Here is a 16,996-nt window from a genome sequence, read left to right as displayed (position 1 = left end):
GAAATAAACCTTGATTTCAATGCTCAAAACAAAATTATAAAGATAATAAAAAATATATATTTTGTTATGAATTTGAGTGAAGTTGAAAACAACATTAATAAAATTTTTAATAACAGTGGAGAGGATAGAAAAATTGTTGTGTGGTATGATGATGACGGTGATTTTGAGGATGATATAACCAGTATTAATCTTGAAAATGCCGAATTGCATTTACTTACTAATGACAACTCAATTTTTACCAAATTTTTCATTGAACATGAAAATCCTAATCGGAATTTTTTAGTTTACGCTCCTTTTCCAAGGCCTTCTGATGAGAATAACTATATTGCGGACATGGTTCATTATGCAAGTAGCTTTTCAGCTGACCCTATCGAAGAGATATGCAAGGAATTAGGCATCCCATTTGATTTGAAGCCTGTTGTTTCAAAATTTAAGAAATTCTTCAACGCTAAATCCAGAAGAGAAAAGTTCAATAATCTAAACATTGAAAACTTCACCGAAAATAATATTATTAAAGGAATTTTAGCAAGTTTAACTTCACAAAAAACATTAGAATTGGATAATATCCTTCTTGAAATTTTAATCAATGAAAACATTAAGGAGTATATCAACGAGTTTAATAAATATGAAATTTTAGATGAATTCTGGAATTTGATGGCTATAAATTATGGATTTAAGATGGACAATCCTAGTTTGATTAATTTATCAATATTTTTACTTTTAAATTATACTGAAGATTCATTTAACGGCAAAATCCCTAAATTATGGAATGAATATGTGATTGAAAACAATAATAATGCTTCCGTATTTGTCGAGAAATTCATTTCAAACAGCAATTATTATGATAGGTATTCTGAGATTTCAGAAGGTGTTGCAAATAAGATCAACTTAAAAAATTCAATAAAAAATCATTTGGTTGACTCATATGTAGAATGTGACACTTTCCGCTTATTTGATGAGAAAATAATCAATTATTATATTAATCTATTGTATGACACTCATGATTCATTTGACTATTCCATTTTAGAAGAAAGGGCAAGAAAACATTTCTATAATGAATTTAAAAATCATTATTCTATTATTTATTGGGCTAATTCATTTTTAGGCCTTATCAATGAGTTTAAGAAAGATTTCATTTATGACAATATAGATGATATCATAAAGGGCTTTACTGATAAATGGGCCTTCATTGATAAATCCTATCGTAAATTCTATTATTTCTATGATAAAATAACCAATATTGATGATTTCGAGAATTTAAACAATTTAACTCAATTGATTGAAAATATCTATATTGAATTTTTAGATAAAATCAATCCTGCATTTACAAGTGAATTGGCTAAACTAGATTCCTTGTCTGATTTAAAAATCAAGAAGCAATGGAAATTCAGCAATATTCTTCATAACATCAATCAAAAGACAGCAGTAATTATTTCCGATGCATTCAGGTATGGGTGTGCAGTAGAACTTGTTGATGAATTAAACAAGGATCCAACAAGAACAACATCTATACAGCCGATGATTTCAACAATTCCATCATACACATCATTGGGGATGTCAGCATTGCTTCCTCACAGGGAATTGAAGTATGAGGGTTCTAAAATACTGGTTGATGGGAACGAGGCTAGAAGTCTGGAGCAGAGAAACAGACAACTGAAATCCTATTACAAAAACGCAATAGCTTGCAAATACGATGATATTAAATCTTTGACTTCAAAGGAAATGAAGGAAATATTGAATGGGTATGAACTTATTTATCTTTATCATGACCAAATTGATGCTCGCGGCGATCACTCCGCAACTGAAAACGAGGTTTTCAATGCTGCTCAGGAAGCAATCGATGAAATCATTAATATGATTAAAAAACTAAGAAACAGCATAAACATTTCAAAATTTTATATTACTGCCGACCATGGATTTATTTACAAAAAGAATAAATTGGAAGAGTATGATAAGGTTAATTTGGACAACATTCCAACCATCATTAAAAATAGAAGGTTTATTTTAACCGATGAACCAACGGATATTGATGGAACAATCTGTTTAAGTTTGGATTACATCAACAATCCCAATTTATATGTAACAACTCCTAAGGGTGTTGATCTATTTAAGGCACCAGGTTCAGGACTTAATTATGTTCATGGTGGTGCCAGTCTTGAGGAATGCATAATTCCCCTAGTTGAAGTAAAAGCTAAAAAAGGTGCAAAACATCAAAATACAGTTAATCTGAAACTTATTTCCAACAGAAATAAAATAACAAACTATGATACGATGCTGACATTCTATCAGGATGAAAACGTTTCCAATAAGGTTTTACCGTTAGATGCAGATATTTACTTTGTAGATGAGGACAATAATGTAATATCAAATATAGTTCCTATTGTGGCTGATGTTAACAGTGAATATGCAGAGGATAGAGAATTTAAAGAAAGATTCAGATTGCAGAAAACTAAATATTCAAAGGATAATAAATATTATCTGGTAATAAAAGATGCGAAGGATGGAGTTATTCTTGATAGGATTGAATTTGAAATTGACATTGCTTTCCAGGTTGATTCATTTTTCTAAAAAGAGGGTGTAAATAATGGAAAATCAAGAAATGCAGGTTTTAGAAGAAAATGAAGATAATGTAAATTTAGATGAAAAACTTAAACATTATTTTGATGGAAGAATCGTTAGAAAGGATTTGACACAGCAGATTAAGGAAGGAGCTAACGTTCCGGTCTATGTTTTGGAGTATTTATTGGGTCAGTATTGTTCCTCAGATGATGAATTGATTGAAGAGGGCGTTAATAACGTTAAAAACATTTTGGCCAATAATTTTGTAAGGCCTGATGAATCACAATTAATTCTTTCCAAATTGAGGGATAGGGGTTCTTATTCAATCATTGACAAGGTTCAGGTACATTTGGATATACGCTTTGACCAGTTTTACGCATCATTCTCTAATTTAGGAGTTGATAAAATTCCAATAGCTGATGAATATGCTGAAAAATACGAAAGGCTATTGGGTGGGAATATTTGGTGTATGATTGAATTTGAATATGAGCATGATGATGCTAATAAAAGTTCACTTCCTCTTAAAATTCTTCGATTGACTCCTATTCAAATGCCTTATTTGGATTTGGATGAAATCCTTACTGCCAGACGCAACTTTACCAAAAACGAATGGATTGATGTTATTTTAAGAAGTACTGGTATGGAGCCTGACATGTTGGATGAACGTGTTAAGTGGCTGATGCTTGCTCGTCTGATTCCATTGGTTGAAAATAACTATAATTTATGTGAATTGGGACCTCGTGGGACTGGTAAATCTCATATCTATAAGGAAATTTCACCAAACAGTCTTTTGGTTTCAGGTGGTCAAACTACTGTGGCCAATCTGTTCTACAACATGAGAACCAAGGAGATAGGTTTGGTTGGAATGTGGGATTGTGTTGCTTTTGATGAGGTAGCTGGAATAAAATTCAAGGATAACGATGGAATCGCAATCATGAAGGATTATATGGCTTCAGGTTCATTTTCAAGAGGAAGGGATGAAAAGCACGCACAGGCCTCTATGGTTTTTGTAGGAAATATCAACCAAAGTGTTGATTTTCTGCTTAAGACATCTAATCTATTTGCACCATTCCCTCCAGAAATGGGTAATGACTCAGCATTTTTCGATAGGATGCATTCATATATTCCAGGATGGGAAATACCAAAGTATAGACCAGAATTCTTCACAAAAAACTTCGGATTGATTACTGACTATCTTGCAGAATTCTTCAGGGAAATGCGAAAAAGGAATTATTCCAATGCTTTTGATGAATATTTTACTTTAGGAAATAATTTCAATCAAAGGGATACAATTGCTGTTCGTAAAACTGTTTCTGGTTTGATTAAGATTCTTTATCCTCATGGGGAATACAGCAAGGGGGATGTTGAGGAAATTCTCAGATTTGCTATTGAATTAAGAAGAAGGGTTAAGGAACAACTTAAAAAAATTGGGGGCATGGAATTCCATGATGTAAATCTTTCATATATTGATAAGGATACTTCAATGGAGGAATTTGTAACAGTTCCAGAGCAAGGTGGGGGCAAATTAATCCCTGAGGGTTTAATAAATCCTGGATATGTTTATACAATTAATAGGTCTCCTTCTGGAAATATTGGTGTTTATAAATTGGAAGCCAAGATGATGAATGGAAGTGGTAAGTTTACTGCAACTGGTTTGGGAACTAAAAAGGATCCAAAGGAATCTGTTAACAATGCATTCAATTATCTTAAGGCTAACGCTCAAGGAATAAGTGGCAGTATTAACACAAAATTCCATGATTATCTGATGCAGGTTCATGATTTAAACGGAATTGGAATGACTAATCATTTGTCTTTAGCTACATTTATTGCATTGTGCTCTGTTGCATTAAATAAGCCTATTACACCAAGTACTGTCATATTGGGAGATATGAGTTTAGGGGGAGTTATTAATAGGATTGAAAATCTTTCTGACCTGATGCAGATAAGTGTTGATAGTGGGGCTACAAAGGTTCTGATTCCGATGTCATCTAGTGTTGACTTGTCAACTGTTCCTCCTGAGGTTCTAAGCAAGCTGGATATCATATTTTATGAGACTCCTGAAAAGGCGGTTATGAAGGCTTTGGGATTGGCTTGATCCCTTAATTTTATTTTATTTTCCAATCCATTAAACAACTATTTCTATCTTTAACCATTAAAATTATCAAAGATTATTTTAATCTAATCAATCTTTTAACCGAATTCATTTTCAAAAGATTAAGTAAGCTACATCTAAAAACAAACAAAAACCAACATATTGTCATGAACAACAGAAAGCTTATTCTAATTGCGGTGGAAATTGTTGTTGTTGCATGTGCCGTTGCGGCCTAAATCATTGCAATCAACAGCAACAGTCATGAACCTGTCCAAAACGTTACAGTCGAAAACATATCTGAAATCAGGAATGTTACCGAAGAAGTGGTATCAGAGCACCCTGCCCAGAAGACCTCCAGTCATTATGTCTGGTGTGAGCAGTCACAGCGCTATGAGGAGGTTGTCGGCAAAGGTGTTGATGAGGAGACTGGAGTTCCCTATACCGTAAGGCCCGACGGCATCAGGATCTATCAGACCACCTATTGAGGTTTAACAAAATTGCTCTCACTTTAAACTAGTGTCCTAACTCAATAATATTAAATTCACTCTAAAAAATTGTTATAGCTTAAAATAACAAGTTTAATAAGCTTTAAGCTATAACTAATCATTATGAACACAGATTACATTATTGAAAATTTAAGATTTGAAATCTTGCGACCTTACCACAATCTTTCAGACTTCAAGTGTGGCAGCAGAAAGCTTAACAGATACCTAAGGAGGCAGGCTCTTGAGGATCAGAAGCTGACCGACAGGGTCACACATCTCGTCATCTGCAACGCCGAGCTCATTGCCTATTTCTCAATCAGGGTCTATTTTGAGGGCATTCCTGAAGAGGACTATGAGGAAATAAGGAAGACACTTCCGGACATTCCCGAGGCCAATGAAATCCCTCTGGCTGAAATCAGCCACTTCGCCATTGACAGGAAGTATGAGTCTCCGGAGCTGGCGGCGGCAATCTTCGACAACATCATATACAACCTCAAGAACATCTTCAAGACCCAGACAAGCTTCAGGGGAGTTTCAATCACCATAGGTGACGACTGCCTTTTTCCCATAGACGACTCCATAGACATGGAGGTGCTGGAAAGGGAGGTGTTGGATGTGATTAGGGAAAAGGAGAAGGAAGGTGAATATTTCTTTGTCAAGGAAATCAAATGACTTCCTTTTATTTTTTAATTTTTGACCCATATGAAAAGGATCAATGTCTTTTTGGAATTGGGAAACAATGCATAAACTTCATTAATAAGTAATATATAATGTATTATTTGTCTAGGCAACTTTTCATGTTTTGGCTAGACAAACATATATTAGGAAAAATGAAATTATGAACTATAAGTTGTATGATTTTTATTTTGATGTTGGCGGCAGATTCTTTGCTAGTCAGTGTAAGGATGGCTTCAATGTTGGGGTAGGGTCATATGATTACGATAAGGCATTTTACCCATTTGTGGGTGAAGGCATTGATACTCCTAATGATTCTTTTTTTATAAATTCTGAATTCATTAATTCATTATTTTCCTAAAATTACCTTTCACACAATCAAAATCACTATTTTTAGAAAGGAATTTCCCGTAAACCAATTTTTAGTTAAATATATAAACAACATTGTACATACTATGTGTAAATAGTTGGAATTATCATGGACACCAAATATTTCATATGCCATAGGCTGCCTGAAAGGAGCTTCTTCTGGAGGGGACATCAGTTTCCTGTCTGCGCCCGATGCACTGGAGTATACTTAAGCATTGTAACAGTACCGCTATTGAGGATGCTGAGACTGGATTTCCAGGCATTGCTGATTTTGGGAATTATCTTAATAGCTCCCATGGCCGTTGACGGAACAACACAGCTTTTCCGATTGAGAGAAAGCAACAACTACCTTAGGCTTTTTACAGGGTTCATTGGTGGAATTGGTGTTCTTTGTTTTTCCGCCTTAACCAAAACAATAATCATGGGAGTCTTATAGAAAATGTATTGTCCTAATTGCGGAGCTGAAAATCTAGACGATGCAAGGTTTTGCAGAAAATGCGGATCCAAGCTTAAAATCGAGAGAAAAACAACCTACAAGACAACAGTGGATGAAACCGTAAACACACAGCAGACCAGTCAGAATTCCAATGACGGTAGCAAGAAGTGGATCTATATTGGGTGCTGCTGCCTGTCCTTAATTATTCTTTGGATTGTTGGAACATTAGGCGTTTAGATTCAATCCTTTTTTTATTCTAACTTTTTTCATTTTATAATACCTGACAAACTATTTTTAAAGAAATTATGTGTTCCTATAAATTACCGAAATCAAAACGGAATTGAAACACGTGGACCAGAAACTGAAAAGATTGAAACTCAACAGCATATTATTTGAGGAAAAGGTTAGATTCCTCAAGGAACAGATTGAAAGCAACAACGTAAATCCTACATTCCATGAATGGGGAGGGGCAAATGTAATAATAACTGCTGATAAGAACAGAAAATCAAGCCACCCTACAGACTATATCATTGTAACACCTCATGCAGAGGAGATCCAATGGCTGATTGAACAGCTAAACACAATCATGTCAAGGATTGGCCCTTACTTCTACAGGGTTATTGGAATGGCTACATATTATTATACTGAAGACAAAGGAAACCAAAAGGATTACCGGCCTTTATTGCTATATCTTTTGGGCATTGCGGAAAAATGGGAGCAATATTCCATCAAGTACCAATGCACTCCAAATAGGGAAAGTGGCATCTTCAAGGACTTCATAGGGGATGCGTTTTCCGGAAGGATAGGCAGGGAAGAGCTTCAGAAATTTGGTATGGGGAGATTATAGGTTTTCCCATTATTTTTTTTAAAAATAATTTAGACACAATATAACAATAATATTTATATACTTCAAAAAATAAAATATATATTAATGGTGTATAAAATGTGTACTAATTTCGGTTTTTTAAAAAATGTCAACGAGGTTCTATACAAGCTGGGAAAAAGCATAGAAAATCAGGTATTTACAGCCCCTTCAGCGGTTCTCTGTGAAGGGACTGCCTTTCTGGACAATCTCCTAATAGATATCTACGACAGGATGGATTTTGACTATGACGATCACGAGAAGGTATCGGAAAAAATAAGATTCCTCTCAGTTACGGGGACAATCGACGATGGGCTTAAATCAGACCTTCTCAATGCCGCCAAGAGAAGAAACTCAATGCACGGAAGGATTCCCGATGCAGAAAACTACCTTAACGGCAACAAGCTTAGGGCAATTCAGATGCACAAGTATCTTTTCAACGCTTCATTCAGATATTATCAGCTCTTCTACAATGAAAAGGCAACAAGACCTACATACATCCATCCGAAAGACATGGCAAAAAAGGAGCTGTCAATAGAGACATGCGCAATCTGCGGAAGGAAGACAAGCAAGGACTCAATATTCTGCAGCCAATGCAACTGGGAGATGGAGCAGTACCACAACCTAAAGACACTCATCAACGACAGGGGCTATGAAGGGTCCTTCAAAAGGGACGACCTAATCAGGCTGGGCTTTGACAAGGGAACAGCAAACCAGCTTCTAAGGGAGCTTCAGGACCAGAACCTGATCCGGGCAATCAGCAGGATTTACAGGTTCAACAAGGACAATATTACAGAATATCATGAAAAGATGAACTCCTACTTCAGAATCGAGGAGATGGTCTATGCCTATTCCAACGGCAGGATCTCATTGGCAGAAATCAGGGAGAGTGAGGAATACACCATGGGTAAAAATGGGGAGGAGCCTTTCGTTGAGTTCTACGGCATAATTTCCAACGATTCCGCCTCACAGTTCCTTGAGCAATACGGCCACAGGGACATCAAAACCATAATCGATTCTGGAATTCTTACGCCGGAGGAGTTCCAGCACCATTTAAATAACACCGAGGCCTTCTCAGATGTAAGGGAAGACATCAAAACCGAATTTCTAAAGCTCAAGAAACTCAGGAAATCAAGGGATACAATCAAAAGCCAACTCTTCATTGATGATTGTATGTATGATGAGCTTGACAATGACAAGAAAATTCAAAATTCCGTTGAGGAAAACAGGAAACAGCAATACCTGAACAACATCAACAGCGGAAGGTCATATGACCATGCGATGAAAGTCAACCATCTAACCTGGGAGGATGTAAATGGCTACTTGGATAAAGACCCCGACTTCAGAAGAAAATACAATGCAGTTGTGGAAAAGAGAAAGGAGAAATTCCTCGTGCTCACAGAAAAATACAATGTTAAAAAGGCATTCAAGGAATCAAGGCTGACCGAAGAGCAGCTAAGGGAAGCATTTGTCAAAAAGGCATATGACGACTTCTACCTAAGGCTCAACCAGATATTGAGGAAAAAGTACCTTCACTGCAGAAGAAAGGGAATGTCAGCACAGGAAGCTGCCGAGGAATCTCATATACCTTTGGAGCTTGTGGAAAACTGGAAAAACAACAGGGAATTCGCCGATTCAATAAACATGATAAGATACGAAATACTCCTGAAGGAGCTTAAGAAAAACGGCAGCCTGGAATCAGCATTGAAAATATCAAACATCAAGGAAAAGGAATTCACAAACACACTGATAGAAGCCTATCGCCAGGAAGAGGAAAGCCAAATCCTTGAATTCTACACCCAAAACATCCTTCCGGATCAGTTCAACAGATTCCTAAAGTCACTTTCCAAAAACAATGAGAAAAAGGCACTCAAAAACACACTTCTTAACCAGAAGCTCCTGAAACATGCACTTTCCCGTAACGAAGAATACCGTGCAAGATACATTGACGTCAAGATATTCAAGTTCATAGAATATTCGACCAAATCAAGAACAAGCAAGGCATTGAAAATGGCAGAGCTTTCAAAAACAGAATATGAGGCAAACAAGGAATTCATAAATGCGGAAAGAAGAAGATATAAGAGAAGAAAAATACTGAATGAAGTAAAGTACAACAACAAGAGCCTGAAGCAAGCTGCAAAAATGGTAAAATTGACATTGGATGATGTATATGGGGAATACAGCAAAGGACAGTACAGTGTTGGCGAAGCAAGGGATTTTGCAGATCAATTGGATCTAGTATACATAGGGCCTGCAGCAGAGTTCATGAAAAGTGAGAAAAGAAGCGACAGGGAATTGATGGCCTTCCTCAAAAGGCACAACGATGACATTCCATACTGGAACAGGCTCCACATCACCAACAAGTTCCCTGCAATCGACATTGCATTATGCGATGCACCTGACGCAATGGCATGCTAAGGGGAAATACAAACTTTCCCTTCTTATTCGAAATAGGAATAGATGTCATACCTTACCAGATTATCCAATTTTAGCTTGAAGTTCACGATTGGCTTTCCATTCATCTCAGTGTCTGTTCCTTCAACGGGAACTGCCTCTCCAAGGTAGTAGAAGTCAAAGCCTTCGCCGTCTGACTTTTTGACGAAGAGGTGAATGCTCAAATCATTCTCGTCATAATTGACAATGGGCTGCAGCTCTGGACTTTCCAGTGTACGTGGGCTTCTGGTCATCCAGTTGAACATTTCCTGGCTTATGAAGTGGTCATTGTAGTCGATGTTGTCTTTGCCTTTCTCGTAGGTGACGAAAATCGGACAGGTTCCGTGCTTGATTTTGTATCCGTACATTGTGCTTGACTCGTCCCTGTCCCAGTTCAGGAGTCTGCAGACGTCGGAACGTGAGTATTTCTCATAGAGCACAAGGTTGGTGTCATGGTATCTGTTGATGTACTTGTCCAGGTATTTCAGTAGGGAATATTCAATCAGGTCATCCATAAACATTCTGAAGTCTTCATCTTCAAGGTCTTCCCTAAAGCTTTCGGAGATTCCCATTCCATCTAAAAGTTCAATGTCATATTTGTTTTTATCTTTTGGATTGAATTCCAGTTTCAGGACATTGATTGCACTTCTTATGGAGTCCAGATCATTTATTATGTGGTAATCCTCTTCCAGGACTCTTTCAAGAATTTCAACATCGATTTCTCCCATGTCCATAATCTCCTTCAATATCAGCAGTTCATGGGGTCTTTTCCCGTTTGCCAGGTTTCTTGATACGAATTCCAGAGTATTCATTTTCCTTTTGCTGAAATTCACTTTAAGGTCCTTCTCATACTTTTCCAGGAACCTGCAGTAGCTTCCAAGGCTCTTGTTTTCGATTATTAGGATCGGGTCTATGTCTCCAAGATGGTAGAACTCAACCAGGGAGGGAATCCTTCCCAGTTTGTATTTCAGGTTTCCGTACTTCTCCCTGATGATTGCTATTGTGGAGAGGTTGGTGTCGTCTATTGACTTGAAGATTTTTTCCTTTGCAATCCTGTCAAAGCTTATCGTTGAGTTTCCTGGAATCACGTTGGTTCCTTCCATTACGTATTTTCTCAGGTTGTCCTTGTTGTGGGTCCTGTCTCCGGAAAGGGCTATCGGTATCATGAAGTTGTTTTTGTAGTTGCCGATGAAGTCCACTACAACAAGGTATTCCTTGCTGTCCATTTTCCTCAGTCCTCTTCCCAGCTGCTGTATGAAGATTATCGGGGACTGGGTTTCCCTTAAAAGAACTATCTGGTTGATTTCGGGAATGTCCACTCCCTCGTTGAATATGTCTATGGTTAGGATGTAGTCAAGGTAGTCCAGCCTTTCGTCGCTGACCAGGCGTTCAATCGCATCTTCCCTTTCTTTCTGGGTGTTCTCGCCGGTGAGACAGATGGTCTTCAGGCCATGTTCGTTCAGCATTGCGGAGAGCTGGCAGGCCTCTTTCTTGTTTGAGCAGAACATCAGTCCCTTGACCCGGCTTCCCGAGTATCCGAAATATCTGCACTTCTCCATAATGTAATTTACTCTCTTGGAGCTTATCAGATTTTGAAACTTGACCTCTACATCATCAACATAAATGTCTGTTACTCCGAAATAATGGAATGGGCATAAGAGATTCTCTTCAAGGGCCTGCTTGAGCCTTATCTCATAGGCAATGTTGTGGTCGAATAGCTCATAAATGTCAAAGCCATCCATACGGTCGGGGGAAGCGCTCATACCAAGATAAAACTTCGGCTTGAAGTAGTCCATTATCTTCTGATAGCTTCTGGCACCTGCCCTGTGGACCTCGTCAATGACGATGTAGTCGAACTCCTCAGGGTCGAATTCCCTGTATACGTATTCCTTAGACATTGTCTGGATGGTTGCAAAGATGAAGTCGCCGTCACAGTCCTTTGAGTTCCCGGAAAGGAGGCACATGGTTCTTTCATTTCCAAAAACGTTCCTGAAGGTATTAAGTGCCTGTATTGCAATCTGCTCCCTGTGAACCAGAAACAGTGCACGCTTTGGATATTTCTCACGAAGGGCAAATGCAGCAGCATAGGTCTTACCGGTACCGGTAGCAGAAATGAGCAATGCCCTTCTGCCACCGCGAGCATAGATGTCTTCCAGGTTTCCGATAAATGCCTTCTGCATGGAATTGGGTTCAAGTGTTTCTCTTCTGTAGCTTGGCCGTGATGTTTCATTTAGGATGATTCTTCTTTTCTGATAAAGGTCACTGTAATCTGCAATGCAATCCTCAAGAGGCACAGACCTGCTCCAAAGATTGTTGAACTCCTCAACTATCTCCTGGCTCAAATCATCATCCTCAAAGGTGGTAAATCCAAGATTCCACTCCTTGTTTACTGTAAGTGCGTTCTGGGTAAGGTTTGAGCTTCCGATAATTATCCTATAATCTCCGTCCTCCCTGAAAAGATACCCTTTGGTGTGAAGTCCAGGATTGTCCTTTCCTACGGTAAACATTCTGACCTCAATGTTTGAAAGGCCGTCCAGCTTCTCAAGTGCCTTTGGCTGTGAAAAGGCCAGATAGTCAGTTGTTAAAATCTTTCCGGGAACTTCTCTTGCCTCCAGCTCCTTCAGCACCTGAAGCAAAGGGGTGATTCCGCTTTCAGTGATGAATGCAACGGAAATGCAGAACTCATCGCACCTGCTCAGATTCTCCTTTATCGGTGAGAGAACCTTTGATCCCTTCTCGGAATCATTGAAAAGAAAGGATGGGCGAAAGGAGTCATAATCATAATCCCCCTCAACATATCTTCTGATTCTGTTCTTGTTTGAATTATATTCAATGCTCATGGAAAACACCTACAGTTCATTTTCAAGGACTTCTAGAATTTCAATGTCTGCAGGAATCCAGTCAAGAGTCTCAAACTCATCCTTTCCAATCCAGCATGCGTCCTTATGTTCAAGAAGTGATATGGGACCTTTAAGCTCACAGAGATAGCAGTCCATGTTCAGATGAAAATCAGGATAGTCATAACTGATGTTTATGAGAAACTTTTCAATTTCAATGGAGGCGTTCAGCTCTTCCATTATTTCCCTTTTAAGAGCTTCTTCAGGTGTTTCGTTTTCCTCTATTTTGCCTCCCGGAAACTCCCATAAATTCTCAAACTCACCATAACCTCTCTTGGTAGCTAAAATCTTTTCACCTTTTCTGATGATTGCTGCAACAACATTTACAGTTTTCATAAAATTTTATATATTTGTTCGATCTTTTAAAATTTTCTAAACAAAAATAGATACATTTATAAGGGATAACAGTTTATATTATTGTTATCGATATAGTAGGAGGTAGAAAAATGGCAGAATCAGTCCATAAAGAGATGTTGAAAACAATGTCTGTTTTAATGACCACTGCTTTTGCATTTGTAGCAGGTGCTGCATGGAATGGAGCTATACAAGCTATTATTGAACAATTCCTTCCAGCTGGAGACGCTGTATGGAGTTTATTAATATACGCAATCATAGTAACTATAATCGCAGTAATTGCAACCTTAATCATTGGAAGACTCATTGCAAAAGCTGGAATTGAAATAGATGAATAGGTGTGGAAAATAGATATTAATTTCAAACACCTTATCTATTTTTTTATATTTTACAAATTAATTTTTTTATATCTTCGCTGAAACTTATTGTCTTGTTCTTATTTTCTTCAATGGCTTCAGGATAGTCCCTGTTGAACCTTATAAGTGTAGCATTTTCATTGCCGTATGTAATCTGCTCAAAGGGAAATCTTATTATTGTTGGGGTGTTGTATCCCACTCCAAGTTCAAGAAGGGCTGTTTTTTCATTATTGATCTTATTCAGGAAATCCCTATAGTTATTGCTCTGAATCTTCCAGCTTTCATCCTCAACAAAATAGCTGTTCTTTCTAATGTTAAGATCCATTTCCTCGCCACAGATAAGACATTTGGGAACCATTGATGAGGGAATCCGGCATTCCCTGCAGCTTTCAACCATTTCAATAATCTGGGCTTCATTGTCATACAGCCTGTCATGGCATCCAACACTGCACTGGAACTTACCATAGTCACCCTGAACTTCAAAGATTCTTTTACTGTCAAATCCACCATAATGGAACTGCTTGTCGACGTTTGTTGTAATGACGAAGTAGTCCTTGTCCCTAACAAGATCAAATAGTTCCTGATAAACTTCGGTTTTTCCAACATTGTATCTGTTTTCATATACATGGCGGGAAAGATAGCCCCATTTCTCCTCTGGAGTTTTAAAGGGATAGAATGTGGCAGAATACATGTCTTTAATATCATATTTCTCTATATAGTCACTGAAAAGTTTTCTGAACCTGTCCCCGCCATAATCAATGCCTGCAGCAGCAGAAAGACCGGCACCCCCTCCGATTAGAACATAGTCGGCGTTTTCAATTGCATCCCTTGCCTTTTCAATCCTATCCATCTAATCACCTAGAAGATTGTTGTAAATCAAAAAATCAGAATCGAGAAATGTGTCAAAAATAACCTTGTCAACATTATGAGGGGTGTTTTTGACTGTTTCAACAGCGATTTCAGCTGCCTTTTTTTGGGGAAAGTTAAAAACACCAGTGGAAATACAGCAAAAAGCAATTGAATCAAGATTGTGCTCATCAGCCAGATTAAGACAACTCCTATAACAGCTGGCCAATTGTTTACATTCCTCTTGTGTAGGCAGTCTGTTTGGGCTGATAGCAGGACCTACGGTATGAATGACATATTTTGAAGGGAGATTGTATGCTTTGGTAATCTTGGCATCACCCACATGCTCATCAAAGCCTTGTCTGATCATTATCTCATTGCACTCTTCTCTAAGCTGAACTCCGGCCTTTGAATGGATGATGTTGTCGATGCAGTTGTGCAACGGATGAAAACATCCCAAAAGCTTGGAATTGGCAGCATTAACAATTGCATCAACATTTAAAGTAGTGATGTCTCCCTGCCACACGTTAAGCCCACTTTTAAAATCAGTATCTGCAACCTGATTTTGGGATTGTAAAAATAGATCCTGGATTTTAAGATAATCATCATCAATAGGTTTTGGAGGCCTGATGTTCATAAGAGCCCTTAACAATCTCTTTTTAGAATTAAAATCATTAGGTATGTAAATGATTTCATCTTTCTCATCAATAAGAACTTTTAAAAGATAATCAAGTTGTTTTTCCATAAAAAATAATTGTGAATCAATTTTTAAATAATTTTTGTATCCAAACGGTAACTGGAAATTATATTAATCAATAGGTCCTAATTCCTCCAATTCTATGTTCATTTCTTTCATTAGTTTTTTTGCTACTGTTTTTTCGTTTATTTTTAATAAATGTTTGATTGTTTCTATTTTTCCTTCTCTTTTCCCTTCTTTTATTCCTTTTTTCATTCCTTCTTTAATTCCTTTTATTTTTCCTTCGTTTATTATTTCTTCTACTATTTTTGTTCCTTCGGGAGTTATCATTTCTATCACTTTTTTATGGGGAGTTTATGTTTTGTTTATTTCTTCTTCTGTTATGTTCATTTCTTTCATTAGTTTTTTTGCTACTGTTTTTTCGTTTATTTTTAATAAATGTTTGATTGTTTCTATTTTTCCTTCTCTTTTCCCTTCTTTTATTCCTTTTTTCATTCCTTCTTTAATTCCTTTTATTTTTCCTTCGTTTATTATTTCTTCTACTATTTTTGTTCCTTCGGGAGTTATCATTTCTATCACTTTCCAAACTTCCTCTTGATCTTCTTTTTTTAGAAGTCTTATGCAATCTTCCTTGTGAAATGCCTTTAATTGCATTCTTGTCTCTTGATTTAAATTCGCATTATTCAAGATATTGCTTATTTCCAATAACATTTTCTTTTTAGATATGCTGTATCTGGTATATGGTGCCCAAATTAGAAAAACAATATCATATCTGTTAAATCTTTTGCCTTTGTCCAGTTTTTCTTTCACTATTTTCAGCTGTTTGTCTCCATCGATATCCTTAAACGAGTATATTAGGGATTCTGAGTAAGGTCCGTTTGTTGACCAGTCTACCCTATAGGCTTCTTCCTCATAGGATTTTGTTACAAACATTATGGGTTTTACAGGCATTTCCCTATCTTCATATATGTTCATGCAATATCTTGCCTGTTTATTCACCGATCTTTTGTTTGGTTTGCTTGATTCGCATTCCATGCTTAATGTTTCATCGTTTATTGATAATGCTGCCACATCACCCCTTCTAAGTTCTCCTCCGGAGTGGTATTCTGTTCGTATGAATTCTTTAATTCTGTCATTCTTTTTCATTATTTCAAACAAACAGTTAAAATCCTCTAAACATTGATATTTAAATCGTTTATCTATATCTTTGTCTATACGTGATTTGATTTCATATTGTGCATTCATTTTTTTCTCCATCATTAGTTTATTTTATTTAAAGAAAAAAAGGAATTCCTCATTTTTATATTCATATTTTATAGAAAAGAATATATAAACTTTGTTTAAGTAAAAATAAGAAATTTACCTGGCTTAATAAAAGTTTAAAGCCATATAAATAAGTTTAATTCAAGTAAATTTTTAAGAATGAAGTAAATATTTCAGAGTGAGTGCAATTTAAAAAATAAGAAAAAAAAGAAAAGGAATTATAAAAGATTAGTCATCTTCTATAATTAGTCTCTTCTGTATAATCCTACAGCAGCGAGAACAACTAATACTAAAGCAACAACTGGAAGACCAGTTTCAAGCATGCTGTTTGCAGTTGCATTGGTACCGGTTACATTAGCTGTAATGTTGGTTGAATTGGTTTCATTGCCAGTAGCGTTTTCACCGGCAGACGGAACATCTGTAGTGTTTTTGTCATCTGCAGTGTCATTGGTATCGTCAGCAGCTTCAGAATCATCATCTGCATTGTCGCCTGCAACGTCGCCGCCATCTACAGCAACATCGTCGCCAGCTTCAGGTGCATCGGTTCCTTCAGCAGGATCGTCTGCACAAACTGCACCAAGAGATACGATAGCTACAAGTAATGCAATTAAAATGTAACTTTTTTTCATGATCTATCTCCTTTTTTTAATTATAGTTTTAAAACTATAATAA

The 16,996-nt window shown here is 37.0% G+C and carries 16 protein-coding genes; 9 read left to right on the top strand and 7 right to left on the bottom strand.

Going from position 1 to position 16,996, the window contains the following annotated elements:
- Positions 1 to 72 precede the first annotated feature (72 nt).
- The 8 genes from pglZ (at position 73) to Q4P18_RS07950 (ending at position 9,896) form a co-directional block, all read left to right on the top strand.
- Positions 73 to 2,568, top strand: a complete 2,496-nt coding sequence (gene pglZ, locus Q4P18_RS07985) for a BREX-1 system phosphatase PglZ type A (RefSeq protein ID WP_303337651.1) — start codon at positions 73 to 75, stop codon at positions 2,566 to 2,568.
- 16 nt (positions 2,569 to 2,584) lie between these two features.
- The gene (brxL, locus tag Q4P18_RS07980) at positions 2,585 to 4,654 is read left to right on the top strand and encodes a protease Lon-related BREX system protein BrxL (RefSeq protein ID WP_303337649.1); all 2,070 of its coding nucleotides are present in this window, start codon (positions 2,585 to 2,587) and stop codon (positions 4,652 to 4,654) included.
- A gap of 605 nt (positions 4,655 to 5,259) precedes the next feature.
- Positions 5,260 to 5,808 (top strand): hypothetical protein, encoded by a 549-nt coding sequence (locus Q4P18_RS07975; RefSeq protein ID WP_303337646.1) that lies wholly within the window; start codon positions 5,260 to 5,262, stop codon positions 5,806 to 5,808.
- 166 nt (positions 5,809 to 5,974) lie between these two features.
- The gene (locus Q4P18_RS07970; RefSeq protein ID WP_303337644.1) at positions 5,975 to 6,172 is read left to right on the top strand and encodes a hypothetical protein; all 198 of its coding nucleotides are present in this window, start codon (positions 5,975 to 5,977) and stop codon (positions 6,170 to 6,172) included.
- Positions 6,173 to 6,289: 117 nt separating this feature from the next.
- Positions 6,290 to 6,616, top strand: a complete 327-nt coding sequence (locus tag Q4P18_RS07965) for a DUF2085 domain-containing protein (RefSeq protein ID WP_303337642.1) — start codon at positions 6,290 to 6,292, stop codon at positions 6,614 to 6,616.
- A gap of 3 nt (positions 6,617 to 6,619) precedes the next feature.
- Positions 6,620 to 6,853, top strand: a complete 234-nt coding sequence (locus Q4P18_RS07960; protein WP_303337640.1) for a zinc-ribbon domain-containing protein — start codon at positions 6,620 to 6,622, stop codon at positions 6,851 to 6,853.
- 112 nt (positions 6,854 to 6,965) lie between these two features.
- Positions 6,966 to 7,463 (top strand): hypothetical protein, encoded by a 498-nt coding sequence (locus tag Q4P18_RS07955; RefSeq protein WP_303337638.1) that lies wholly within the window; start codon positions 6,966 to 6,968, stop codon positions 7,461 to 7,463.
- Between the two features lie 372 nt (positions 7,464 to 7,835).
- A complete protein-coding gene (locus tag Q4P18_RS07950; RefSeq protein WP_303337636.1) occupies positions 7,836 to 9,896 on the top strand; it encodes a hypothetical protein in 2,061 nt (686 codons plus the stop codon).
- A gap of 23 nt (positions 9,897 to 9,919) precedes the next feature.
- Here the strand turns inward: Q4P18_RS07950 and Q4P18_RS07945 are convergent, their stop codons facing one another.
- Both Q4P18_RS07945 and Q4P18_RS07940 read right to left on the bottom strand, forming a co-directional pair.
- Positions 9,920 to 12,751 (bottom strand): DUF3427 domain-containing protein, encoded by a 2,832-nt coding sequence (locus Q4P18_RS07945; RefSeq protein WP_303337634.1) that lies wholly within the window; start codon positions 12,749 to 12,751, stop codon positions 9,920 to 9,922.
- Positions 12,752 to 12,760: 9 nt separating this feature from the next.
- The gene (locus tag Q4P18_RS07940) at positions 12,761 to 13,144 is read right to left on the bottom strand and encodes a (deoxy)nucleoside triphosphate pyrophosphohydrolase (protein WP_303337632.1); all 384 of its coding nucleotides are present in this window, start codon (positions 13,142 to 13,144) and stop codon (positions 12,761 to 12,763) included.
- A gap of 110 nt (positions 13,145 to 13,254) precedes the next feature.
- On the opposite strand from Q4P18_RS07940, the gene Q4P18_RS07935 reads away from it, so the two are divergent.
- Positions 13,255 to 13,500 (top strand): DUF5654 family protein, encoded by a 246-nt coding sequence (locus Q4P18_RS07935; protein ID WP_303337630.1) that lies wholly within the window; start codon positions 13,255 to 13,257, stop codon positions 13,498 to 13,500.
- Between the two features lie 43 nt (positions 13,501 to 13,543).
- Here the strand turns inward: Q4P18_RS07935 and Q4P18_RS07930 are convergent, their stop codons facing one another.
- The 5 genes from Q4P18_RS07930 to Q4P18_RS07910 all read right to left on the bottom strand — a co-directional run bounded on the left by Q4P18_RS07930 (position 13,544) and on the right by Q4P18_RS07910 (position 16,953).
- On the bottom strand, positions 13,544 to 14,368 hold the full coding sequence (locus tag Q4P18_RS07930; RefSeq protein WP_303337628.1) for a Sir2 family NAD-dependent protein deacetylase: 825 nt from the start codon (positions 14,366 to 14,368) through the stop codon (positions 13,544 to 13,546).
- Positions 14,369 to 15,109 (bottom strand): protein-ADP-ribose hydrolase, encoded by a 741-nt coding sequence (locus tag Q4P18_RS07925; RefSeq protein ID WP_303337626.1) that lies wholly within the window; start codon positions 15,107 to 15,109, stop codon positions 14,369 to 14,371. It abuts the gene before it with no gap.
- Between the two features lie 63 nt (positions 15,110 to 15,172).
- Complete coding sequence (locus Q4P18_RS07920) at positions 15,173 to 15,391, bottom strand: hypothetical protein (protein ID WP_303337624.1); 219 nt, start codon at positions 15,389 to 15,391, stop codon at positions 15,173 to 15,175.
- A gap of 24 nt (positions 15,392 to 15,415) precedes the next feature.
- On the bottom strand, positions 15,416 to 16,306 hold the full coding sequence (locus Q4P18_RS07915) for a hypothetical protein (RefSeq protein ID WP_303337622.1): 891 nt from the start codon (positions 16,304 to 16,306) through the stop codon (positions 15,416 to 15,418).
- A 263-nt stretch (positions 16,307 to 16,569) separates the two neighbouring features.
- On the bottom strand, positions 16,570 to 16,953 hold the full coding sequence (locus Q4P18_RS07910; protein ID WP_303337620.1) for a hypothetical protein: 384 nt from the start codon (positions 16,951 to 16,953) through the stop codon (positions 16,570 to 16,572).
- Positions 16,954 to 16,996 lie beyond the last annotated feature (43 nt).

The sequence above is a fragment of the Methanobrevibacter sp. genome (assembly GCF_030539665.1).
Taxonomy (GTDB): domain Archaea; phylum Methanobacteriota; class Methanobacteria; order Methanobacteriales; family Methanobacteriaceae; genus Methanocatella.
Note: the sequence above shows the minus strand (reverse complement) of the source record. Positions and strands in the feature narration are given on the sequence as shown.

Bases quoted from the DNA above. Each gene is read 5' to 3' on its own strand.
- brxL (WP_303337649.1), top strand. From the start codon at position 2,585: ATGGAAAATCAAGAAATGCAGGTTTTAGAAGAAAATGAAGATAATGTA.
- Q4P18_RS07975 (WP_303337646.1), top strand. From the start codon at position 5,260: ATGAACACAGATTACATTATTGAAAATTTAAGATTTGAAATCTTGCGA.
- Q4P18_RS07970 (WP_303337644.1), top strand. From the start codon at position 5,975: ATGAACTATAAGTTGTATGATTTTTATTTTGATGTTGGCGGCAGATTC.
- Q4P18_RS07965 (WP_303337642.1), top strand. From the start codon at position 6,290: ATGGACACCAAATATTTCATATGCCATAGGCTGCCTGAAAGGAGCTTC.
- Q4P18_RS07960 (WP_303337640.1), top strand. From the start codon at position 6,620: ATGTATTGTCCTAATTGCGGAGCTGAAAATCTAGACGATGCAAGGTTT.
- Q4P18_RS07950 (WP_303337636.1), top strand. From the start codon at position 7,836: ATGCACGGAAGGATTCCCGATGCAGAAAACTACCTTAACGGCAACAAG.
- Q4P18_RS07945 (WP_303337634.1), bottom strand. From the start codon at position 12,751: ATGAGCATTGAATATAATTCAAACAAGAACAGAATCAGAAGATATGTT.
- Q4P18_RS07940 (WP_303337632.1), bottom strand. From the start codon at position 13,144: ATGAAAACTGTAAATGTTGTTGCAGCAATCATCAGAAAAGGTGAAAAG.
- Q4P18_RS07935 (WP_303337630.1), top strand. From the start codon at position 13,255: ATGGCAGAATCAGTCCATAAAGAGATGTTGAAAACAATGTCTGTTTTA.
- Q4P18_RS07930 (WP_303337628.1), bottom strand. From the start codon at position 14,368: ATGGATAGGATTGAAAAGGCAAGGGATGCAATTGAAAACGCCGACTAT.
- Q4P18_RS07925 (WP_303337626.1), bottom strand. From the start codon at position 15,109: ATGGAAAAACAACTTGATTATCTTTTAAAAGTTCTTATTGATGAGAAA.
- Q4P18_RS07920 (WP_303337624.1), bottom strand. From the start codon at position 15,391: ATGATAACTCCCGAAGGAACAAAAATAGTAGAAGAAATAATAAACGAA.
- Q4P18_RS07915 (WP_303337622.1), bottom strand. From the start codon at position 16,306: ATGAATGCACAATATGAAATCAAATCACGTATAGACAAAGATATAGAT.
- Q4P18_RS07910 (WP_303337620.1), bottom strand. From the start codon at position 16,953: ATGAAAAAAAGTTACATTTTAATTGCATTACTTGTAGCTATCGTATCT.